This window comes from Robertmurraya korlensis NBRC 107688, from assembly GCF_001591645.1.
Taxonomy (GTDB): Bacteria; Bacillota; Bacilli; order Bacillales; family Cytobacillaceae; genus Robertmurraya_A.
On the sequence record NZ_BCVH01000035.1, the window covers coordinates 1 to 23,183 of the forward strand.

The following is a 23,183-nucleotide window of genomic DNA, read 5'->3' on the forward strand; positions in this document are numbered from 1 at the left end:
ATGGCCTTCGCTTTTTCGTCGTCTCCTGCTGGCGCTTCTTCCGCTCCGCCCTGCTGTTTCGCTAGTGCAGCTGCCTTTGCTTTTGCGGCTGCTGCTGCTTTGGCTTTTGCAGCGGCGGCAGCTTTTTGTTTTGCTATATCGGTATCGTTCGAGCTAGATGATTCTTCCTCAGCTTGCTCTTTTTCCTTCATTTTCGCTAACGCTGCTGCTTTTGCCTTGGCAGCTGCTGCAGCCTTCGCCTTGGCCTTTTCCTCTTCCGTCATTGGATTGTCAGAGGCTACTGTTCCGGCTTCCTTCGCTTTCATTTTCGCAAGTGCAGCAGCTTTCGCTTTTTCTGCTGCTTCCTTCTTTAACTGTTCCAGGTCCTTTTCCCCACTCATGGATTAGATCACCCTCTTCCCAGTCTTAGCCTCATAGCGAATTTTTTCCCTTAATTTATTTATTCCATAGATCAGTGCTGCTGGGTTAGGCGGGCAGCCTGGGATATACACATCGACCGGTACGATTTGGTCAACTCCCTTTACCACCGCGTACGATTTCACATAAGGTCCACCTGCTGTAGCACAAGATCCCATAGCGATTACCCACTTAGGCTCAGGCATTTGATCGTAAAGTCGGCGGACAATTGGTGCCATTTTCTTCGTAACGGTACCCGATACAATCATGACATCCGACTGACGTGGTGACGTACGAAAAAACGATCCGAATCGGTCAAGGTCATAGTGTGAAGAACCTACACCCATCATTTCGATCGCACAACAAGCAAGCCCGAACGTCATTGGCCACAATGAATTGCTTCGTGCCCATGCTTTAATTTGTTCCAGTGTCGTTAAAAATACATTTCTCTTTAACTCTTCCAATTCTTCTGGTGAAATATTTTCTAGTTTTAAGTCCATTTTAACACCTTCTTCTTCCAAGCATAGACGAGCCCTACAAGCAACATTAATACGAAAATAAGCATTTCAATCAATGCAAAGATACCGAGTTTCTCATAAGCTACTGCCCACGGGTAAAGAAACACGGTTTCTACATCAAAGATTACAAACATTAGAGCAAAAATATAATAGCGGACATTGAACTGCACTCTTGAATCGTGAAATGGTTCAATTCCGCTTTCGTATGTGGTGTACTTCGCATCATAAGGCTTATACGGGCGCAATAGTTTCCCTAGAAACAGCGCAACCACAGGTAATAAAACACCTAGACATAGAAATACAAAGACAATCAGATAGTTATTCTGATATACATTTAACAGCTCCATGTCCATCCCCTCCAATGTCTTATAATTTTCTAAACATTTAATTATGTAACCGAATTCATTATAACACTGTTACAAATTTGTGTCGACAAGCCAAATACTTTTATTGGAATTTCTAAAAACGTTTTTCTTTTACCTCGTGGATATAGTATGTGAAATAATAATCTTTATTCTATTAAATGGTAAAAAGAGGTGTTTGTCTGTGAGAATAGTCAATAATATTTTGAAAATATAAAAATTTTGCTGTTTTTTCATGAATGATAGTTTTGCTGGCGATTTTGTAGCTCTATTTGATGGTGGTTGGTGGTCTTTTGCTGTTTGCATTGTTTCAATTACCATACAGGGGTTTTTCACGGGTCCAAGGCATTGAGCTGATCCCTCAGTTACCGTTCGCATTCTTTTTCCTGCTATATGGGCACTGAATCGCCTCCTCTGTTACCATGTAGACCTTTTCCAGCACCCTATAGTACTGAGCCCCACTCGTTTCCCTCATAGTAATTTTCTCCATGCACACAACCTTTTCCCGCTCAGCAAGAAATAAAACATAAAAAACCCCCTCGAGCGATCTGGCTATAGATCGCCCAAGGGGGTTGGTTTGTTGTATTATCGCTTCTCCGCAATAGAGATACGGTTGATGGCACGTTGCAATGCCATTTCGGCACGCTTGAAGTCTACGTGTGCACGTTGTTGCTCGCGCAGGCGTTCTTCTGCACGCTGTTTTGCACGTAGTGCGCGTTCGACGTCGATGCTATCAGATACTTCCGCAGATTGAGCCAAGATTGATACTTGGTCTGGGCGCACTTCTAAAAGACCGCCACTCACTGCTACGTATTCTGTTTTGGCGCCGTTCTTCAAACGAACAGATCCAATTTGTAACGGTGCAACCATTGGAATGTGTCCTGGTAAAATACCTAGCTCACCACTTTGAGCTTTTGTGCTTACCATTTCCACCTCTGATTCATACACCGGGCCATCGGGAGTAACAACACTGACTTTGATCGTCTTCATTTTTTACCCTCCTGGTCCTAATTTAGACCTCTACGCCCATTTTCTTTGCTGATTCGATTACTTCTTCAATTCTACCTACAAGACGGAATGCATCTTCTGGAAGATGGTCATACTTACCTTCTAGGATTTCCTTGAAGCCTTTCACCGTTTCTTTAACAGGAACGTAAGAACCTGGTTGTCCCGTGAACTGTTCAGCCACGTGGAAGTTTTGTGATAAGAAGAACTGGATACGACGCGCACGACCTACGATAAGCTTATCTTCGTCAGATAGCTCATCCATACCTAAGATTGCGATGATATCTTGTAGTTCTTTATAACGTTGTAATGTTGATTGTACTTGACGAGCTACTGAGTAGTGCTCTTCTCCAACGATTTCAGGTGACAATGCACGAGAAGTCGAAGCAAGTGGATCCACCGCTGGGTAAATACCCATCTCAGAAAGCTTACGCTCAAGGTTAGTTGTTGCATCTAAGTGAGCGAATGTTGTAGCTGGAGCCGGATCCGTATAGTCATCGGCAGGTACATAAATCGCTTGGATAGATGTAACAGAACCTACATTAGTAGATGTGATACGTTCTTGCAGTCTACCCATTTCAGTAGCAAGAGTTGGTTGGTAACCTACCGCTGATGGCATACGACCTAATAGGGCAGAAACCTCAGAACCTGCTTGTGTGAAACGGAAGATGTTATCCATGAAGAAAAGAACGTCTTGTCCTTGATCATCACGGAAGAATTCAGCCATTGTCAGACCCGTAAGAGCAACACGCATACGTGCTCCAGGCGGCTCGTTCATTTGTCCGAATACCATCGCTGTTTTCTTAATAACTCCAGAGTCAGTCATTTCGTGGTAAAGGTCATTACCTTCACGTGTACGCTCACCAACACCTGCGAATACAGAGATACCGCCGTGCTCTTGAGCGATGTTGTTGATTAACTCCTGGATAAGAACTGTTTTACCTACACCGGCACCACCGAATAGACCGATTTTTCCACCTTTAATATATGGAGCAAGTAAGTCTACTACTTTGATACCTGTTTCAAGAATTTCTACTTGTGTAGAAAGTTGCTCGAATTTTGGTGCTTCTCTATGAATAGAGTCGCGACGAGCACTAGCAGGAATATCCTCGTTTAAGTCGATTGCCTCACCAAGTACGTTAAATACACGTCCAAGTGTTACATCACCAACTGGTACAGAGATAGCAGCACCAGTGTCTTCTACTTCGATTCCACGAGTTAATCCGTCAGTAGAAGCCATTGCGATAGTACGAACTGTATCGTCACCTAAGTGAAGGGCAACTTCAAGGGTTAAGTTGATATCAACTTCAGATTCGCTCTGCGCGTTGTTTACAATTTTAAGTGCATTATAGATCTGTGGTAGATGACCGCTTTCGAACTTTACGTCAACAACCGGACCCATAACTTGAAGAACGCGTCCTTTAGTCATTGTGTTCCCTCCTAATAGAAATGCGTAAGTGCCTCGTTCAACCCCGACCAGCACAAGGCGAGCCTTGCAGGAGGTCCTGACCTCCGAAAAGGATTGACTTGTGACTCGAGGGGTTAGGCACTGAAGCTAGACAATTCTCTAACTTCTATAATCTATTTTTTATAAAAGATTGGTTTAAGTACTACTCTAGTGCCGCTGCTCCACCAACAATCTCAGTAATTTCTTGTGTAATTGCCGCTTGACGTGCACGGTTGTAGACAAGGCTTAGGTTGCTGATTAGATCATTTGCGTTGTCTGTTGCATTCTTCATAGCAGTCATCCTTGCAGCATGCTCACTTGCTTTACTGTCAAGAAGAGCCCCATAAATTAGGCTTTCCGCGTACTGTGGCAATAGGACATCAAGAATTTCCTCCGCAGATGGTTCAAACTCGTAAGATGTAAGTTTCCCTTCTGATTTAATATCAGTTAGAGGAAGAAGCTTCTTCTCCGTTACATCCAGTTGAATCGCACTTACGTAGTGGGTGTAATATAGGAATAACTCATCAAACGTCTCATCAGCAAACATACCAACGGTCTTTGATGCGATATCTTTTATTTCAGCGAAGCTTGGTTGATCTGGAACTCCAATGATGTCCAGAATAACCGGCATATTGCGTTTCTTAAAAAAGTCACGAGCAACACGTCCGATTGCGATAATCGCAAACTCGTCGTTTGATTTGTGACGGCTTTTAATTGTATTAAATAGCTGCCTTAGAACGTTACTGTTGTATGCACCCGCAAGACCACGGTCAGAAGAAATGACTACATACCCAGTCTTTTTTACCGGACGGCTTGTAAGCAATGGGTTTTGCACGCCCTTACTTCCTTGTGCGATCGAAGCAGTAACCTCTTGAATCTTCGTCATGTAAGGAACGAAAGCTTTCGCGTTCATTTCCGCACGATTCATCTTTGCAGCAGATACCATTTGCATGGCTTTTGTAATTTGGCTCGTCTTCTTCGTCGAAGTAATACGAGATTTTATATCGCGTAATGATGCCACAGATTCTCACCACCTTGTTTTCAAAGTGAACACTTGGGAAAGAGGAAGAACCGGTCTTCCTCTTCCCATTCATTAATTACTCGCTAACAGCAAACGTCTTTTTGAAGTCGTTAATTGCTGAAACTAATACGTCGTCAGCTGGAAGGTCTTTTGTAGTTACGATTTGGTCAAGCACGTCCTTGCGGTTGTGGTCTAACCAAGATAAGAACTCACCTTCGAAACGCTGGATATCCGTTACCGGAATATCATCTAAATGACCTCTAGTTAATGCGTAAAGAATCATTACTTGCTTCTCTACTTTTAACGGCTTGTTAAGATCTTGTTTAAGAACTTCAACAGTACGAGCTCCACGGTTAAGCTTTGCTTGTGTTGCTTTATCTAAGTCAGATCCGAACTGAGCAAATGCTTCTAGCTCACGGTATGAAGCAAGGTCAAGACGCAGTGTACCTGCAACCTTTTTCATCGCTTTGATTTGGGCAGAGCCCCCTACACGTGATACAGAAAGACCTGCGTTGATCGCTGGACGTACGCCAGAGAAGAATAGGTCAGATTGTAAGAAGATTTGTCCGTCCGTAATCGAAATTACGTTTGTTGGAATATAAGCAGATACGTCACCTGCTTGAGTTTCGATGAATGGAAGAGCTGTGATTGAACCAGCACCCTTTGCATCGCTAAGCTTTGCAGCACGCTCTAATAGACGGCTGTGTAGGTAGAATACATCCCCTGGATATGCTTCACGACCTGGAGGACGACGTAGTAATAATGATAATTCACGGTAAGCCGCAGCTTGCTTAGAAAGATCATCGTATACTACTAGCACGTGCTTGCCATTGTACATGAACTCTTCACCCATTGTTACACCAGCATAAGGAGCTAAGTATAATAATGGAGCTGGTTGAGATGCAGAAGCTGTTACAACGATTGTGTACTCTAATGCGCCCATTTTACGAAGGGTTTCAACTGCGTTACGAACCGTTGATTCCTTTTGTCCGATGGCTACATAGATACATACCATGTTTTGATCCTTTTGGTTAAGGATGGTATCGATAGCAACAGATGTTTTACCTGTTTGACGGTCTCCGATGATTAACTCACGTTGACCACGACCGATTGGCACAAGAGCGTCAATCGCTTTAATACCCGTTTGAAGTGGCTCGTGTACGGATTTACGATCCATAACACCAGGTGCTCCAGCTTCAATTGGACGAGATTTTGTTGTTTGAATTGGACCCATACCGTCAACCGGTTGTCCAAGTGGATTTACCACGCGGCCAATTAGCTCTTCACCAACTGGAACCTCCATGATACGTCCTGTACGACGAACCTCGTCACCTTCACGAATATCAGTGAAAGGTCCAAGGATGATAATACCAACGTTATTTTCTTCTAGGTTTTGCGCCATACCCATAACGCCGTTCGAAAATTCAACTAGCTCACCTGACATTACATTGTCAAGACCATGAGCACGAGCAATTCCGTCACCAATTTGGATAACAGTACCTACATCACTCACTTGAATTTCCGACTGATAGTTTTCGATTTGCTGTTTTATCAGCGCACTAATTTCTTCAGCATTGATGCTCATGAGTTTCACCCCTATCTACGAATCTTAGCCTAACAATTGACGTTCCAAGCGCTCAAGCTTTCCGCGCAAGCTACCGTCGAAAATTCGGTTTCCGATTCGAAGCTTGATGCCGCCGAGCAGATTGGTATCAACAATATTTTCAATACGGAGAGATTGCTTCCCAACTTTAGCAGCAAACGTAGCAGATAATGCTTGTTGCTCAGCTTCAGTTAGAGGACGAGTGGAGTACACTTTCGCCTCAGCAATTCCTCTTTCATCATTTGCAAACTCAATAAAATAATCAGCTACTGCTTCGATGTAGTCTTCACGATGACGATCAATTAAGATCATTAACGTATTTAGAACGTACACGCTAGCACCAGAGAATGCCTGTTTAATAATCTCCTTTTTCTTCTCATTCGTAAGCTTAGGAGACTTTAAGACAACACCCAGGTCGCCGTTATTTTTTACTACATTTTTAACTACACGCATTTCATTTTCCATTTGGTCAAGAAGTTGATGCTCTTTTGCTAGTCGAAAAAGAGCTAACGCATAGCGCTTCGCTACAGTCGAGTTGCTCATCGCCCTTCTCCTGCCTCTTGGATATATTCATTGATTAGCTTCTCTTGATCTGCTGCTGTTAGTTCTTTTTCAATTACTTTAGAAGCAATAAGTACAGATAATGAAGCTACTTGTTCACGAATAGCAGCAACCGCTTGCTCTTTTTGCTGTTCGATTTCAAGCTTAGCAGATTCTTTTAGACGGTCTGCTTCCGCACGCGCTAACGCCATAATTTCTTCACGCTGTACATCGCCTTGCTTTTTTGCATTTTCAATTAATCCTTGAGCTTCAGTACGAGCTTCTTTTAAAAGCGTACGTTGCTCTTCTAGTAATTGCTTCGCTTCACCGCGGCTTTGTTCAGCAGCGCTAATTTCACCAGCAATATGCTCTTCACGTTGTTTCATGATGCCCATTAGTGGACCCCATGCAAACTTCTTAAGTAATGCTAACAAGATGATGAATGTTACTAATTGGAAAAGGATATCTCCACTATTAAAGCCACCACCAGCTGCACCTAATACTAGACTGCTTGTTAACACCCTTGCTCACTCCCTTCAAGAGTCGTACACTTACATTTCTATCGTTACAAATGTTAATAGATGAACATAAAGGAATGGCGAAGCTGCACGTAATATGTTCTTCGCCATTGTTTTGTTAAAAAACCGTATATTAGCCGCCGATAACCATGAACGCGATAACTACGCCGATGATCGGAACCGCTTCTACTAACGCTACCCCGATGAACATAGTTGTTTGAAGCATACCACGAGCTTCTGGTTGACGAGCGATACCCTCAACTGTTTTAGATACGATAAGACCGTTACCAATACCTGCACCTAGTGCCGCTAAACCAATTGCAATTGCTGCTGCTAAAAGACCCATTATAAAGTTCCTCCTTAAAATGTATAAGCTAATTTTTTATTTTTTGTTCATTAAATGAACGGGTATATATTAATGGTCATGACTCACTTTGTGTGCCAAGTAAACCATTGTTAACATGGTGAAGATAAACGCCTGAATCGCGCCGACAAAGATTGAGAACCCTTGCCAAGCAAGCATTGGAATGACCGCAGCGAGATGGCCGCCGACTCCAGTTGCTAGACTTCCTGCTAGTAACGTTAGAAGGATTTCCCCTGCATAAATGTTACCGTAAAGACGAAGCCCGAGTGTTAAAGTGTTTGCAAACTCTTCAATAAGTTTCAGCGGGAACAAGAACCACATTGGTCGAACGAAATCGCGACCGTATTCTTTTACTCCCTTCAGCTTTACACCATAATAGTGAGAAAGCCCAACGACCATTGTTGCTAACGTCAGTGTGATCACTGGATCAGCTGTTGGTGATTTCCACCACAATGTTCCGTCATACGTAATTCCAAATGGAAGTCCAAGCATATTACATACGAAAATATACATAATCAATGTAATACCTAGAATATGGAATCTTCCACCGTCTTTCCAATCCATCGTACTATTAATGATTCCTTTGACGAAATCCATTACCCATTCGAAGAAGTTTTGTATCCCCGTAGGTTTCATAGCCAATGAACGAGTGGAAAGTACTGCGATGATAAATACAATCAAACTTGCAATTGTTATCATCAGCACATTTGATAAGTTAAAGGTTAGGCCCATAAATTCTCTTAAAGGAGCTTCATGATGCACAGTATTCACCTCTCTTCCCCGCTATTTATGTGAATGAAATGCTTGAAGAAAAAAATCTATCATAATAACCACATATGAGGTCATTAATCCAATAATTACGCTATAAAGATGGAGCTTGTCAGGATATTCAAGGGCGATCATCACCGCTAAAACAGCTGTCGCCATTCTTGAAAACATGCCAAGGGATCGGACCTTTTCGCCTTTTGCTATCGCGTCGCCGAATTTAATAGTCCTTCTGGCCAATAACCACAAATTAAAAAGGCTTAAGCTCGTACCTAAAATAAGCCCTAAAAAAATAGTTTGATATGAGGTAAATCCCCACCCTAAAACGTATAAAGCTAGTAAGAAAAATATGTACTTTCGTTGCCGGATGTAGATTGATTGTATTTCGGGCATCACTTATTATCTCCTGAAAAGAAATGTTGAATTAGCCTAATCATAGCATATACGCCAGCAGCTAATCCGAGGAGTAGTCCGATAATTAAAAAAAGCGGCTCGGTTTCTAGTGTTCGGTCAAGCCATCTTCCGGCAAAAATGCCTATTAATACGGAGCCTACCAACTGCGAAAGAATCCCCGACATTAATGCCATTGCTTGGTATGGACGACGGTTTTTTTGATTCATTTCAGGCACGTCCTTTTTAAAGAGACTGGTAGATAGAACTTGGTTATTCACTATGGATTTAAAGCGGCTTAGGAAAGCTATATTTATACAGTACCCACATTGAAAACCCTATCATTAATACCCTTTGTAAGCATACAATAGGCACTTGTCAATGTCAATCGGTTTGCAGTGAAAAAGTTCACAATTCAAACAACTAAATTTGTTGTTCACATTATGTTCAAAAAGTTTTTAATTTTCCTATTGCAAACGGAGCGAGAGTTGTTCTCGCTCCGTTTATTCCTTATTGCTCTCTCACTTTTGAGACAGCTATTCCTGTTTCAACCATATCTTCTTTCCCTGCTTTTTTCGCAAAAACCTTTGCTAAGTATAATCCATTTTCTGGCAATTGATTGATCGGTATGTCCATCTTCAGCATCCCTCTCCCCACATTCCGTTTCCAATCTAAAAATTTTACGAACCGGTACGTGTCGGGGTCAAAGAGGGCAATTCCGAATTCATCTGCCCCTCCCGGCAAGTACACTTCGTAATGGTACACACCTTGCTTGTCCCCTGGGCCAAACTCGAACCCCATAATGCGTGGGTAGTTTGGTTCCTCCAATACGTACAGATAGGGAACGCTCACCTTTTGAGAACCAGCCATGATCGATAAATGACCTTCATGAATTTTTTTATTCAGTTCCTTTGGGTCCACACTCATCGTAATGTTAACCGTCTTTTCTTTTCCGGGATCGACTGAGAAAGATAAAGGCAACTCGAACTGTATTCCATCACTATGATGAGGAACCTCAAATCGATAGGTAGTTTTCTGATCACTTACATTCTTGATCGTCAGCTGCTGTGAGTGCTCATGTTGCCTTTCTACTAATTTGAACTTTCCAAATTGAAGGGAAGCAGGCTTTACAAGTGTGCTGGTTTCGATAGCCTCTGGAATTCTAATTCTTCCAGCTCCTTGTTCATATGTTTTATAGGGGACTTTTTTTCCATCCACAATCGGGATGGCTGTGTTCATAAGAGCAGCCTTGATATCTTCAGGTCCCCAATCAGGATGTGCCTGTTTAATAAGAGCGGCTGCTCCTGCCACATGTGGCGCTGCCATACTTGTTCCCTGAAGGGCTAAGTAACCCCCTGGTATGGTACTCGTTATTGCTACTCCCGGTGCTACGACATCCGGCTTAATCTCCCAAGTGGCAGTAACGGGGCCTCTCGAGCTAAAACTAGCAAGCAAATCCTTTTCTTCTATTATATTTGTTTTAGCGAGAATTTTTTTGGTAGCCATTGATTGAACGATTTCAACACCTAGCTGCTTTGGCATGGCCGCGACCGGGATCTCTATTGGGCGATCTAAATTCCCAACAAACTCTCCATTCATATTGTTAAAAATAATCACAGCGACAGCTCCCGCCTGCTGGGCATTCCATGCTTTTTCTGAAAATGTCAGCCCCCCCCGCTGGATTAGGGCAATTTTCCCCGCAACATGGGTGAGGTCTTCTTTTTTTCCAAGCTTCGCGTATACCACTTCATACGACCTATCTAGCTTCCAATCAACGGAGCCCTGCATTGGTTCAAGTCTTAATTTATCCTCTTTTCCATCGATGGTGAGATAAGGTACTTTTAAAATTGGTGTAGAAGCACCTACGGATATGGCTCTTGAAGCCGTCCCTGGCGAACCAACCGTCCACATATTCGGTCCAGAGTTACCAGATGAAGTTACCGCCGTAATTCCGTTTTCCACCGCTTTGTTTAAAGCAAGAGAAATCGGTAAATCCGGACCATTCACGTTATTTCCTAATGATAAGTTCAGGATATCTACCTTATCTTTAATCGCTTTGTCAATCGCTGCTAGAACCTGTTCAGTTGTACCGGACCCACCTGGACCTAGCGCACGATAAGCAATAATTTTTGCGTCCGGCGCCACTCCTTGGATCTTTCCGTTAGCTGCAATGATACCTGCCACATGCGTCCCATGAAGCGTACTTTGGCCATACATTCCTTTCGTTTCCATCGGATCATCATCAATATCAACGAGATCATAGCCTCTTTTATAGCTTTTTCTTAAGTCAGGATGATTGTAGTCGATTCCTGTATCTATGACCCCCACTGTGATTCCTTTTCCTGTAAGCCTTTGATTTTTCGGGTCAAAATAACCTCTTATCGTTTCTGCACCAATAATTTCGGTATTTGTTTCCTTTTGGACGCTGTATGTACTAACAGGGGACACCGACTCGATCTTAGTCGTTTCCGCGAGCTTATCTAATGACCGCTTTGTTCCTTTAACGGAAAACCCATAAAGGGCCTCAGTGAAAATATAACGGAGCTCGAGGTCTGGGTATGGTTTGATAAGGTCTTTAATTTGGTGTTCATCCGCTTTTGCCGGCAATGTAACAATTGCTATTTTTTCAATTGTTGGGTCTTCCTCAGGAATGGGCGGGTGGATGAGCGTTTTTGCTAATATGGTTGGAGTGCAAACAAATAAGAATACTACGGCTGTTAAAAGAGAGAGGATTCTAAGTTTCACCTTGTGTTAGCACCTCCGAAGTTTTTTACTATGTTTTGTCAGTCGGTGGTGAGTTATGCGTAGGGGAATGATAGATTTGTGCCGGAGGGTTAAAAAAGGCTAACCGCTCCCAGCGGTTAGCCTCATCTCTTACTTTGTTCCAAACAAACGGTCACCAGCGTCACCTAGTCCAGGGACGATGTAGCCGTGGTCGTTTAATTTTTCGTCTAGTGCTGCGATGTAGATGTCTACATCTGGGTGTGCTTCTTTAAGAGCGTCCACGCCTTCAGGAGCTGCAATTAAGCACATGAATTTAATATTCTTCGCGCCGCGCTTTTTCAATGAGTGAATCGCTTCAATCGCTGAACCACCTGTTGCAAGCATAGGATCAACTACGATAAAGTCGCGTTCTTCTACGTCGCTTGGTAACTTAACATAGTACTCAACCGGCATTAATGTTTCAGGGTCACGATACAGACCGATATGCCCAACCTTTGCTGCAGGGATAAGCTTTAAGATTCCATCTACCATTCCGATTCCCGCACGTAGAATAGGGACAATCCCTAGTTTTTTCCCAGATAACACATTAGATTTCATCAGACTTACTGGTGTTTCAATTTCAATTTCCTCTAACGGCATGTCACGAGTAATTTCGAATGCCATTAATGTTGCCACTTCATCTACTAGCTCACGGAAGTCCTTTGTTCCTGTATTTTTTTCGCGGATGTATGTAAGCTTATGCTGTATGAGGGGATGATCAAACACATATACCTTTGCCATCTAGCATCTCTCCTTTTCTACTCGATTCATAAACACTTCGTCTAATTTTACAGAAAAAACTTCCCGTGGGCAACCTCGAACAGAAATTGGTTTTAACAATTCTGAGACATAACAAAAAGCCAGCCTCAAAAACAAGGCTGGCAGGTCAAAAAATTATATTTGTCTTTCTGGATATAAAGTAAAGCGGCTAGTTAATGCAGATACGCGCTCTCTTGCTTCTGCTAGCTTTGCTTCATCTTCATGGTTTTTCAGTGTAAAGCTAATGATACTTGCGATTTCTTCCATTTCTGCAGCAGCAAATCCACGAGAAGTAACAGCTGCTGTACCGATACGGATACCACTTGTTACAAATGGGCTTGCAGGGTCAAATGGAATTGTGTTCTTGTTCACCGTAATTCCTACTTCATCAAGTACATGCTCAGCCACTTTACCAGTTAAACCTAAAGAACGAACATCAATTAATAGAAGGTGGTTGTCTGTTCCACCAGATACTAGATTGATTCCTTCTTTTTGTAAGCCTTCAGCTAATGCCTTTGCATTTGAAATGATGTTTGCTGCATACTCTTTGAAGCTGTCTTGTAACGCTTCTCCGAAAGCAACTGCTTTAGCAGCGATCACGTGCATTAATGGACCACCTTGAATTCCAGGGAAGATCGACTTGTCGATTTTCTTACCCCATTCCTCACTAGTAAGAATCATTCCACCACGAGGTCCACGTAGAGTTTTATGTGTCGTTGTTGTTACGAAATCAGCGTATGGTACTGGATTTTGGTGTAGACCAGCTGCTACTAAACCAGCGATATGAGCCATATCTACCATTAAGTATGCGCCCACTTCATCAGCGATTTCTCTGAACCTTTTAAAATCGATTGCACGAGGGTATGCACTCGCACCAGCTACGATCATCTTCGGCTTATGCTCTAATGCTTTCGCACGAACGATATCATAGTCGATCATTTGTGTTTGCTCGTCCACTCCGTATTCTACGAAGTTGTATTGAACACCACTGAAGTTAACTGGGCTTCCGTGTGTTAAGTGACCACCGTGAGAAAGGTTCATCCCTAACACAGTGTCGCCTTGCTCAAGAGCCGTAAAGTAAACTGCCATATTCGCTTGAGCACCTGAGTGAGGTTGTACGTTTACATGCTCAGCACCGAAGATTTCCTTTGCACGGTCACGAGCAATGTCTTCAGCTACATCAACATGCTCACAACCACCGTAGTAACGCTTGCCTGGGTAGCCTTCTGCATATTTGTTTGTTAATACCGATCCCTGTGCTTCCATTACCGCTTCACTTACAAAGTTCTCTGATGCAATTAATTCAATCTTTGTTCTTTGACGTCCTAATTCGTCCTGAATGGCTTGAAAAACTTGTGCATCTTGCTGTGCTAAATGCTTCATCGTAATCCCCCTTGTATGTTAAAAACTAATTTATATAGCAGTTTTGAAAATTCCTACTTTATATTAACACAACCTTAACATGACAGGCACGAAAAAAATATTTTTGAAAGCGTTATTTTCGCCTTTTTCCAACATTTTTCGCTATTCGAAAGAAAAAAGCCCCTGCAAAATCTGCAAAAGCTTTATGAACAAGACTCATTCTGTTTAGAACGTTCGTATATAGCTCGTGCTCCTCCAATTAACTTTGGACGTGTACGAGCCAACGTTACATGCGCACTTCCAAGCTCAGAAATCGACGCTCGAACCGGAACGGCTACGTGCTTTACATGCATTCCAATAAACGTGTCACCAATATCAATCCCTGCATCCGCTTGGATAAACTCAACAACCACCGGGTCAAAGAAATGGTTATAAGCATAGGTAGCCATTGCTCCCCCAGCTTGTCTCACTGGAACAACGGACACTTCCTCCCAACCCTTTAGGTCAGCAGTTGCTCGTTCAATAACAAGGGCACGATTTAAATGCTCACAGCACTGAAAAGCAAGAGCAACTCCTGTTTGTTGACTGAATTCACGAAGGCTTGAGAAAATTAGCTCGGCCACTTCATTTGTACCCGCTGTACCAATTTTCTTGCCCATCACCTCACTCGTGCTACAGCCAATGACAAGGACATGCTTGTCAGTTAACACCACTTGCTCTAAAAAATCTGTTAAAATCGTTTGCAGCTGGTTTTTCCAAATGGACAAATCACTTGTCATTTGTACCCCTCCATTTGCTTACTTGCTTTTCTCGTAGTCACTTATTTTCCCAATTCGATTGGCATGTCTGCCGCCTTCAAATTCCGTTTCAAGCCACGCAAGTGCCACTTCACGCGCAAGCCCAGGCCCAATAACTCTTTCACCCATCGCTAGCATATTGCTGTCGTTATGCTGACGAGTGGCCTTTGCACTAAACACATCATGCACAAGCGCACAGCGAATGCCGTTCACTTTATTTGCAGCAATGCTCATTCCAATTCCTGTACCACAAATTAGAATACCGCGATCGTATTCCCCGTTTGCAACCTTTTGCGCAACTGGCAAAGCAAAATCTGGATAATCGACTGATGTATCACATTCACAGCCAAAATCATCATACTGAATGCCAATTTCATCCATAAGACTTTTAATTTCTTCTCGAATATTTACGCCACCGTGATCAGATGCAATTGCTACCTTCATTGTTACGCCTCCCATATGTAAAAACTACTTTTATTTTGACATATCCGCATGTAAAGATAAAGCTTATGGTCTAAAAAATAAAGACCTTGCATCCGTTTGCAAGGTCCTTGTCTGTTATATCTTAAATCTAGTAATCGTTCCTTTAAGCTTAGCCGCTTGATCATTTAATTCTTGCGCAAGAAGCTCAACGTTTTCGATGACTTCTGTTTGCTGCCCAATAGCTGTCGCTACCTCTGTTGCTCCCGCTGACGTTTCCTCTGCTATTGCCGCAACCTCTTGTGATTGTGTGGCTGTATGCTGAATCCCTTCCATTTGTCGGTCGACAAGTGTAGAAATTTTTTCAATTGCGGAAGCCATTTGTACAACTGTTTTTGTCATTTCTTCAATCGCTTGGTTGGTAGCATGGCCCTTTTCAGCTTGTCCAAGTGCAGTTTCTACCTGGTTCGAAATTTTAACTACGACATTACGTACTTCATCTTGTATATTTTGAATCAGCTCGGAAATACCTTGTACTGCTTTCGCACTTTCATCGGCAAGCTTACGAACCTCGTCTGCTACAACCGCAAATCCTTTTCCATGTTCACCTGCTCTAGCCGCTTCAATCGATGCATTTAAAGCTAATAAATTGGTCTGGGCAGCCATATCCCCAACAAGCTGGATAATTTGTTCTACTTGTGACGCATTTTCTTCTAGTTTTTTTACCGAGACAAGAGACTGCTTATTATCCTCAGCAAGTGTTTGGATACCTGATACTAGGGAATAAATCACTTTTTTTGATTGATCAAGCTCTTCCACCATTGCATTGGAAATCTGTTTAGATTGCTGCGCTGTCGATTGAACCTCTTCCGCTATATGTGTTACTTCATCAATCGAGCTTGCTGAGTCTTGAGTCGCAGCGGCAGAATTTTCTGCTCCAAGCGAGATTTCATTGATTGTTCGATCGATTATATCTGCTCTTTCAGCTGCCATGGCACTTTCTTTAGAAATGGCAATGACCTTTTCATTCGTTTGCTTAAAGTTGTCATCAATCGTCTGTACCATGTCACGTAAATTAAACAGCATATGATTAAATGCTACACCTAATGAGCGAATTTCATCATCTGATTTGGATATCTCAACATCCTCACCAATATCCCCATGCGCTGCTTTTAATGTAACACGTTCTAGTTTCAGTAGAGGCTTAATAAGAAAACCGGCCGCTAGGTATGCTAAAATCCCAGACCATATGACACCTAATAGATACGTTAAGATCGAAAATCCCGCTTTGTTCATCCCAACGAAGTCCTGAATCATCGGAAATAACACGTCGATAAACAATGCACTTGTTGTATACGTAATCGCAGCTAAGATGGTTGTAAATAAAACAAGCTTTTTTCTAAGCCCAAACTTAAATGACTTCTTTTCCCCCATAAAGCGTATCCCCCTGGTTGTATTACGATAATTTATGTAAGCTTTTTTCAATTAATAGTTTCAGCTCTTCGAATGTTTTTTGATACACAGACAGGGATCCACCATAAGGATCACCCACATCACCAGATCCACCAGCAAACTCCTTTAATGTAAAAGTTTTCGTTTTAGCTGATGGGAATGTAGCGACAATATTCGCTTTATGACCTGACGTCATCGTTAAAATATATGTGGCCCACTCTACCTGCTGTTCCGTTAATAAAGAGGATTGATGATCATGCTTCATTTGTTGATCTTCTAGCACTTGTTTCGCATGTGGTGAGGCATCGCTTCCATTCATAGCAAATACACCTGAAGAGCGAACTTCTACACCAGCTATATTTTTACTTTTTAAAATAGCCTCAGCCATCGGACTTCTACATGTGTTCCCTGTACATACAAACAAAACATTTATCATAATGTAAATCTCCTCCATCTTCATTATATGACATTTATCCTTATTACTAAAGTCCGATTTCTAACGCAAAAAGGCATTTTCATTAAGAAAACACCTTTTTACTATCGGTTTTATTGTATTAGAATGGTAGCAATAATTTAATCCCAAAGGCAAGTAGAATCGTGCCTCCTAATGCTTCGCTGTATGTTCCAAGCCACCCTTGAACTTTACGTCCTATAAGAAGACCTAACCAAGTTAAAATGGTCGCACCTATTCCGAAGCAAGTTAGAACGAGAAAGGTTTTCGCACCATAAATACCTAGTGTTAATCCGACTGAAAAGCTATCAAGACTTACACTTAGTGCAAATACAAGCAAACCAAAACCTACTGGTGTTATAAAAGAACTGTCGTCTTCCCTAAAGCATGACCAGAGCATTTGCAAACCTAATACAATCAAAAGTCCTCCACCGCAATAAGCAGCGAAAGCACCGAACTGCTCGGACAAAAATCTCCCTGCAATCATTCCTAATAACGGCATCCAAATATGGAATAATCCTATGGTAATTCCAATTTTAAGGATTTGCCTCAGGCCCAGTCTGAACATTCCCATTCCCAAGCCGACTGAAAATGCATCCATTCCTAATGCAAATGCCATTATTATTAGTGTGATCAATTCTCCAACCATTGATGACATACTTCCGCCCCCTTGGACTTGCTAATTCAGCATATGCACGTCCAAAAGGGTTTAGAATGGGAAAATGAATTATTCAATCATCTGGTTTCCAGCTGCCTTCAACAACCGGTTCATAATTGCTTCTCCCACTCCAGCGGAAGGAAACATTTCACTAAAAATAATGTCTACCTCTCTTTGGTCAAACGAGCGTAATACATCGTATAAAGAGCTTGCCACAGTAGCAAGGTCTTCCCGTGTCCCACACGCTATCACTTCGTCTGCATGATAAAAACCTTCATTCTCTGTGGTCGTTAATACTCCAACCTTTCGACCTTCACTTCTCTCTTTTTCAACCAATTGCTGAAGCTTGTCACGGTCTCCTTTGACTAAAAAAAGAGGTGATTTGGGGGCGTAATGACGATACTTCATGCCCGGTGACTTTGGTGCTTCGTTTTGATCCTTAAGAGCTGGATCCACTCGAACCTCTCCAATTACTCGCTCAAGCTCGTCCTTTGTCACTCCACCCGGTCGTAAAATAATCGGAATCTCCTCTGTGCAATCAAGAACCGTTGATTCCACTCCCACTCCTGTCGCTCCGGCGTCCACTATACCAGCAATTTTCCCATTCAAGTCCTCCAAAACATGAGCCGCTTTCGTTGGACTTGGTTTTCCTGAACTATTTGCACTTGGAGCCGCAATCGGGACTCCCGCTTCTTTAATCACCGCGAGAGCAACTGGATGACTCGGCATCCTTACTGCCACTGTGGATAAACCCGCTGTTGCCACATGTGACAATTCAGACGGCTTTTTTTCAAAGATGATCGTGAGTGGGCCTGGCCAAAACTCATCCATCAGCTTAGTTGCTTTGTCCGGAATCTGAGTAACAAATTCATTCAGTTGATTCCTGTCAGCAATGTGAATAATTAGTGGATTATCGCTCGGACGTCCCTTTGCTTCATAAATTTTGTGAATCGCTTTATCAGAATGGGCATTTCCTCCGAGTCCATAGACCGTCTCCGTAGGGAATGCAACCACTTCATTTTCTCTTAAAAGTAATGCAGCCTGTGCAATTTGTGGATAGTTTTTTGGATTATCCACATTTTTATCCACTGACCATAGCTTTGTTTGTATGTTTTCCACCTTCAGTATTTCTCCCTATTTTTCTTGTAATACGTAAGAAAGTATAAAAGAAGATGGTGTATAACTCAAGTGTTATCCACAAATTGTGTATAACATTTGCTATTTTGTGGATAACTTTGTGGATTAATCCAGTTTCAACTCCATGAATAGTGAGTTATCCACAGTTAAGATATGTTGCACGTGAGCAGACTCGAATATTTTTTCATGTAACGCTTTCTTTTCTACCTGTTGAAAACCCATCATCTCGAAAAATTGGACAGATCCCTTTTTGTTTGTGGCTAAATATAGTGATTGCATCTGTTTTTCCTTTGCTAGTAGGAGCATTTGTTCAAAAATTAACAGCAATTCCTTCTCACTAGCACTGGATGTGATCGCTAAGGACCGTAACAAGCCGACTGGTCCATGAGGTTCGATTCCCAGTGTCGCTTGTATATTTCCAGCATCATCTTCTAATAGAAGAAAATAATCAACCGCTTCTTTCACCCCATCTGTCCCCAAGTTTGCTTTTTCTAAAAAGTTTACTAGTTTACTAATATCCTCTACTTGTGCACAACGAACCATTGTTTCCACCCAAATCACCTCTATTTTTTCTTGTTACTCTATGAATATGAAAAGGTAGAAAAAGTAGAACTAGATTTATGGGGATTTTTTCACTTTACTCCACAAAAAAAGATGCAACCACAACGGCTGCACCCCATTCCTTATGAAAAGATTTTATCAAAAAGCTCTACTAGGAAAAACTTCACTTCGACTTCCTGTTCATCCTTGTTCTCTTCTACAAAGACTGGCTCTTTATTATCTGATTGGCTCTCTACTTTGACTTCCTCCGCTTTACCTTTCTTCTCTTCTTGCTCATCAACGCCTTCTTTGACTGCAACAGAATTTGAAAAGTCTAGGAAGCATAGTGGTGGGAATAGGACGCACCACCAGTTTGCTCCTTTTCCTTCTCCTAATGTAATCAAGACCGCTTCATACTCACCAGCAGGATACAAAAACTCACCATATAATTTTGTTGGGAACTCTACTTTTCCGAAATCTGTTTTTACGCTTTGGTTGGCTCCATTCTTTTCAAGAACTTCTTCCGCAATTGCCTTAATCTCTGGTAAACGCGATTGAATCAAGTCGCGTGCTGCTTCTACTGACGTTAGCTCTGCTACCCATTCTGTAATGGCTGCATTTACTTCATCTCGAACCTCACGCTTAAGTTCTTGGTCTACTTCTAAATCACTGTTTGCTAGAATTCGTAATCGAATCGCCTCATTTGGGATCACAATCGCTTCGTTGGCTGTTACTTCATTTTTTGGTATGTATAAGCTTAATAATGTTCCTATGGATAATATAATAATATATAATTTCGCAAGTGTGTTTGTTTTCATTTACTAGCACCATCCCTTCACTATCAACAGTGTGGACAAGATGTGTTCATCTTAAACTAGTAAATTGAAAAAAATAATAGAAACGCAGTTTGGTTTGATTTGCGCTACGGGTGGACGCTTTCCGCGGGCGGGGCCGAGCCGCTTTTCCCGCTGGAGTCGCCACCCTCCGCTCCAATCAATAAAGTGTTTTAATAGAACCATAAAAAAATGACTTAAACAGTTATTTAATCAACACCATTTAAGCCATCATCTTAAATCAAAAGCCTATTTCTGCAAAAACCATACGATCTTTGCCGTTTATGTCATACACAACCTGAACAAGTGAATTAGGAAATGCCTCTTTTAGCATTCCGCTAACTGCTTCAGACTGCCCGGCACCTATTTCAAATCCAACTAATGCTTTGTCTTTTACCACATGGGGAAGTTCGTTCATAAAGCGACGATATAAGTCTAGTCCGTCTTCTCCTGCAAATAAGGCCCGATGCGGTTCGTGCTCTGTCACAACTACCGACATCCCCTTCTCGTCTCCAACCGGAATATATGGAGGATTCGAGAGTACAATATCAAACTTTGTACCAGACTCTATAAATGGTAAAAGCAAGTCTCCTTGTAAAAATTCAACCTCAGCTCTCAGTTGATTAGCATTTTTTCGAGCAACCGCCAGGGAAGTATCCGCAATATCGGTTGCTGTTACATCCAAAGTTGGTCGCTCTAATTTCATCGTAATCGCTATTGCTCCACTGCCCGTACCGATATCAACAAGCGAAACTGAGTCCTCGCCGAATAATCTCTTTATCCGTTCCAATGAACCGTATACCAACTCTTCCGTTTCCGGTCTTGGAATCAATACCTCTTGATTGACGGAAAATCGACGACCGTAAAACTCTTCATAACCCATCATATATTGAATAGGAATTCCTTCCCCATGCTTTTTCACCGATTCAACAAATGACTTCCACATGTCGTCCTCGACCACATCATGTAGACTTGCCAGAAGGCTTGAACGTGACTTGTTCATATAATGTCGAAGCAATAATTCCCCCGCATTTTCGTCACGACCATGTTCCTTTAAAAAAGAAGAAGCCCAAGCGAGGGCTTCGAATACTTTTTTACTCATTAGACGCTTCTTCTAGCTTTCTTGATTGTTCTTCCATAATTAACGCTTCAATTACTTCATCAATTTTTCCTTGGAGAATTTGATCAAGCTTTTGAATAGTCAAGCCAATGCGGTGGTCAGTCACACGGTTTTGCGGGAAGTTATACGTACGGATACGTTCCGAACGGTCACCGGTTCCAACTGCAGATTTACGAACTTGATCGTACTCTGCTTGTGCTTCACGTTGGAATTTGTCGTACACTCGGGCTCGAAGTACCTTCATTGCTTTTTCCTTGTTTTTAATCTGTGATTTCTCGTCTTGACACGAAACTACCACACCTGTTGGAATATGTGTTAAACGAACGGCTGACATCGTTGTATTAACCGATTGTCCGCCTGCACCACTTGAAGCAAAGGTATCTGTACGAATATCTTTATCATGAATTTCAACTTCTAGTTCTTCTGCTTCCGGTAAAACAGCAACCGTTGCCGTTGACGTATGAATACGTCCGCCTGATTCTGTTTCAGGAACACGTTGTACACGATGAGCTCCGTTTTCGAACTTGAGCTTCGAGAAAGCACTCGTCCCGTTAATCATAAAAATGATTTCCTTGTAGCCACCAACACCCGTCGTATTCGCATCCATTACTTCCGTTTTCCACCCTTGTGATTCTGCATATCTAGAATACATACGGTACAGGTCACCCGCAAATAAAGCGGCTTCATCTCCACCAGCAGCTCCACGGATTTCCATAATAACGTTTTTATCATCGTTCGGGTCCTTCGGAATTAGCAAGATACGCAGACGTGCTTGAAGTTCCTCCATGCGGTCTTCTAATTCACCAAGCTCTTCTTTTACCATTTCACGCATGTCTGCATCTAACTTTTCTTCCAGCATCGCTTTTGCGTCTTGAAGCTGCTCTTTCACATCTTTATACTCACGATAGGCTTCGACAGTTGCAGATATATCAGACTGCTCCTTCGAATATTCACGTAATTTTTTTGAATCATTAACGATCTCTGGGTCACTTAAAAGCTCATTCAGCCTTTCATAGCGATCCTCTACTGATTGAAGACGATCAAACAAAGTCCTTCACCTCTTATATTAGTCACGCGCTTTTACACGCTATTTATTCCGTTCATAAACCAAATCTATAAATGCTTAACATTTCTATTATAGTATAGGTGAAACACCCCGTCAAAACCATCATTGCAATAGAAAAAAATAACATGCCCTTTGGGGACATGTTAGGAACGATCTTCTTTTACCTGTACTTCGATTTCATAACGTGGGATCGCTTTTACGAGTTGCTTGTGTAACCGTGCTTCTGCATCCACTCGCTCCTGCCGTGACATCTGCCCCTTCTTGTAAGCAGTCACCCACAAACGATTTCCATTCACCCAAATCGATCCTGCCTCAAACTCATCGGTCGCGTTCACCGTGTTTCTCGCTTTATCAATAAAGCCATCGTGATCAACACGCCCACCATCCGTATTTAAAAAATTGGGATTTTGATCGCCTCTTTGCCATCCTCGTTCTTGAGTATTATCTTGTCCCGTATCTTTATTCGCAACAAATGACCTTCCGGCACGATCCTCCTGCTGATCATACAGCCCCTTTGGATTATTGTTACAAGCTGCTAAAACAAAAATAGACAATAGAATAAAAAGCCACTTTTTCACTGTCAACACCTCCTATGGATAGTGTTGCAAGTAGTGACAAAATTACTCTCGTTAATTATTTCCGGTTGTTGTCTTACCGTTTTTTAAAATTGTTGCTTTAATGGACATTGAGAGTGCTTCTCTTTTACCATTTCCACCTCATCTTCGCTCCAATGGGCATTGAGACGCCTTCTCTCTTACCATCCCGTCCTCATCTTCGCTCCAACGGGCATTGAGAGTACTTCTCTCTTACCATCCCACCCTCATCTTCACTCCAACGGGCATCGAGACTCCTTCTCTCTTACCATTTCTACCCCATCTTCACTCCAACGGGCATTA

The 23,183-nt window shown here is 42.2% G+C and carries 26 protein-coding genes and 1 pseudogene; all 27 read right to left on the reverse strand.

The features are described from left to right. A pseudogene (locus tag BKO01S_RS22700) lies at positions 1-380 on the reverse strand (NADH-quinone oxidoreductase subunit C); the annotation flags it as partial. A gap of 3 nt (positions 381-383) precedes the next feature. Continuing rightward, on the reverse strand, positions 384-896 hold the full coding sequence (locus BKO01S_RS22705; protein WP_066059965.1) for a NuoB/complex I 20 kDa subunit family protein: 513 nt from the start codon (positions 894-896) through the stop codon (positions 384-386). Further along, on the reverse strand, positions 887-1,261 hold the full coding sequence (locus tag BKO01S_RS22710) for an NADH-quinone oxidoreductase subunit A (RefSeq protein ID WP_066059966.1): 375 nt from the start codon (positions 1,259-1,261) through the stop codon (positions 887-889). The genes BKO01S_RS22705 and BKO01S_RS22710 overlap by 10 nt, the downstream gene beginning before the upstream one ends. Positions 1,262-1,861: 600 nt before the next feature. After that, entirely contained in the window at positions 1,862-2,266 is a 405-nt protein-coding gene (locus BKO01S_RS22720) for a F0F1 ATP synthase subunit epsilon (RefSeq protein ID WP_066059968.1), read from the reverse strand. Positions 2,267-2,288: 22 nt separating this feature from the next. Next, positions 2,289-3,710, reverse strand: coding sequence for a F0F1 ATP synthase subunit beta (atpD, locus tag BKO01S_RS22725; RefSeq protein WP_066059969.1), 1,422 nt, complete (start codon positions 3,708-3,710; stop codon positions 2,289-2,291). A gap of 181 nt (positions 3,711-3,891) precedes the next feature. Continuing rightward, entirely contained in the window at positions 3,892-4,749 is an 858-nt protein-coding gene (locus BKO01S_RS22730) for a F0F1 ATP synthase subunit gamma (RefSeq protein WP_066059970.1), read from the reverse strand. A 76-nt stretch (positions 4,750-4,825) separates the two neighbouring features. Next, complete coding sequence (atpA, locus tag BKO01S_RS22735; protein ID WP_066059971.1) at positions 4,826-6,334, reverse strand: F0F1 ATP synthase subunit alpha; 1,509 nt, start codon at positions 6,332-6,334, stop codon at positions 4,826-4,828. Between the two features lie 24 nt (positions 6,335-6,358). Then, positions 6,359-6,895 carry a F0F1 ATP synthase subunit delta gene (locus BKO01S_RS22740; RefSeq protein WP_066059972.1) on the reverse strand — a complete coding sequence of 179 codons (537 nt, stop codon included), beginning with the start codon at positions 6,893-6,895 and terminating at the stop codon, positions 6,359-6,361. After that, positions 6,892-7,413, reverse strand: coding sequence for a F0F1 ATP synthase subunit B (locus BKO01S_RS22745; RefSeq protein ID WP_066059973.1), 522 nt, complete (start codon positions 7,411-7,413; stop codon positions 6,892-6,894). The genes BKO01S_RS22740 and BKO01S_RS22745 overlap by 4 nt, the downstream gene beginning before the upstream one ends. A 130-nt stretch (positions 7,414-7,543) precedes the next feature. Further along, complete coding sequence (gene atpE / locus BKO01S_RS22750) at positions 7,544-7,756, reverse strand: F0F1 ATP synthase subunit C (protein ID WP_066059974.1); 213 nt, start codon at positions 7,754-7,756, stop codon at positions 7,544-7,546. A 69-nt stretch (positions 7,757-7,825) separates the two neighbouring features. Then, positions 7,826-8,536, reverse strand: coding sequence for a F0F1 ATP synthase subunit A (gene atpB, locus BKO01S_RS22755; protein WP_066059975.1), 711 nt, complete (start codon positions 8,534-8,536; stop codon positions 7,826-7,828). Between the two features lie 21 nt (positions 8,537-8,557). Continuing rightward, on the reverse strand, positions 8,558-8,932 hold the full coding sequence (locus tag BKO01S_RS22760; RefSeq protein WP_066059976.1) for an ATP synthase subunit I: 375 nt from the start codon (positions 8,930-8,932) through the stop codon (positions 8,558-8,560). Next, positions 8,932-9,159, reverse strand: coding sequence for an AtpZ/AtpI family protein (locus BKO01S_RS22765; protein ID WP_066059977.1), 228 nt, complete (start codon positions 9,157-9,159; stop codon positions 8,932-8,934). Before BKO01S_RS22765 ends, BKO01S_RS22760 begins: the two co-directional genes overlap by 1 nt. A 280-nt stretch (positions 9,160-9,439) precedes the next feature. Next, positions 9,440-11,674 (reverse strand): S8 family serine peptidase, encoded by a 2,235-nt coding sequence (locus BKO01S_RS22770; RefSeq protein WP_084362191.1) that lies wholly within the window; start codon positions 11,672-11,674, stop codon positions 9,440-9,442. 129 nt (positions 11,675-11,803) lie between these two features. Next, entirely contained in the window at positions 11,804-12,433 is a 630-nt protein-coding gene (gene upp / locus BKO01S_RS22775; protein WP_066059978.1) for a uracil phosphoribosyltransferase, read from the reverse strand. A 153-nt stretch (positions 12,434-12,586) separates the two neighbouring features. Continuing rightward, the gene (gene glyA / locus BKO01S_RS22780; protein ID WP_066059979.1) at positions 12,587-13,834 is read right to left on the reverse strand and encodes a serine hydroxymethyltransferase; all 1,248 of its coding nucleotides are present in this window, start codon (positions 13,832-13,834) and stop codon (positions 12,587-12,589) included. 182 nt (positions 13,835-14,016) lie between these two features. Next, positions 14,017-14,592, reverse strand: coding sequence for a TIGR01440 family protein (locus tag BKO01S_RS22785; RefSeq protein WP_066059980.1), 576 nt, complete (start codon positions 14,590-14,592; stop codon positions 14,017-14,019). 18 nt (positions 14,593-14,610) lie between these two features. Beyond that, positions 14,611-15,054 carry a ribose 5-phosphate isomerase B gene (gene rpiB, locus BKO01S_RS22790; protein ID WP_066059981.1) on the reverse strand — a complete coding sequence of 148 codons (444 nt, stop codon included), beginning with the start codon at positions 15,052-15,054 and terminating at the stop codon, positions 14,611-14,613. A gap of 114 nt (positions 15,055-15,168) precedes the next feature. Continuing rightward, a complete protein-coding gene (locus BKO01S_RS22795) occupies positions 15,169-16,464 on the reverse strand; it encodes a methyl-accepting chemotaxis protein (protein WP_066059982.1) in 1,296 nt (431 codons plus the stop codon). A gap of 22 nt (positions 16,465-16,486) precedes the next feature. Continuing rightward, the gene (locus BKO01S_RS22800) at positions 16,487-16,918 is read right to left on the reverse strand and encodes a low molecular weight protein arginine phosphatase (RefSeq protein ID WP_066059983.1); all 432 of its coding nucleotides are present in this window, start codon (positions 16,916-16,918) and stop codon (positions 16,487-16,489) included. A gap of 118 nt (positions 16,919-17,036) precedes the next feature. Then, on the reverse strand, positions 17,037-17,591 hold the full coding sequence (locus tag BKO01S_RS22805) for a manganese efflux pump MntP (RefSeq protein ID WP_066059984.1): 555 nt from the start codon (positions 17,589-17,591) through the stop codon (positions 17,037-17,039). Positions 17,592-17,660: 69 nt separating this feature from the next. Then, a complete protein-coding gene (locus BKO01S_RS22810) occupies positions 17,661-18,701 on the reverse strand; it encodes an L-threonylcarbamoyladenylate synthase (protein WP_066059991.1) in 1,041 nt (346 codons plus the stop codon). A gap of 132 nt (positions 18,702-18,833) precedes the next feature. Further along, positions 18,834-19,271, reverse strand: a complete 438-nt coding sequence (locus BKO01S_RS22815; protein WP_232311304.1) for a GNAT family N-acetyltransferase — start codon at positions 19,269-19,271, stop codon at positions 18,834-18,836. 140 nt (positions 19,272-19,411) lie between these two features. After that, positions 19,412-20,086 carry a stage II sporulation protein R gene (spoIIR, locus tag BKO01S_RS22820; protein WP_066059986.1) on the reverse strand — a complete coding sequence of 225 codons (675 nt, stop codon included), beginning with the start codon at positions 20,084-20,086 and terminating at the stop codon, positions 19,412-19,414. Positions 20,087-20,342: 256 nt separating this feature from the next. Continuing rightward, entirely contained in the window at positions 20,343-21,203 is an 861-nt protein-coding gene (gene prmC, locus BKO01S_RS22825; RefSeq protein WP_066059987.1) for a peptide chain release factor N(5)-glutamine methyltransferase, read from the reverse strand. Next, on the reverse strand, positions 21,196-22,269 hold the full coding sequence (gene prfA / locus BKO01S_RS22830; protein WP_066059988.1) for a peptide chain release factor 1: 1,074 nt from the start codon (positions 22,267-22,269) through the stop codon (positions 21,196-21,198). The genes prmC and prfA overlap by 8 nt, the downstream gene beginning before the upstream one ends. A gap of 161 nt (positions 22,270-22,430) precedes the next feature. Then, positions 22,431-22,865, reverse strand: coding sequence for a fimbrillin family protein (locus tag BKO01S_RS22835; protein ID WP_066059989.1), 435 nt, complete (start codon positions 22,863-22,865; stop codon positions 22,431-22,433). Positions 22,866-23,183 lie beyond the last annotated feature (318 nt).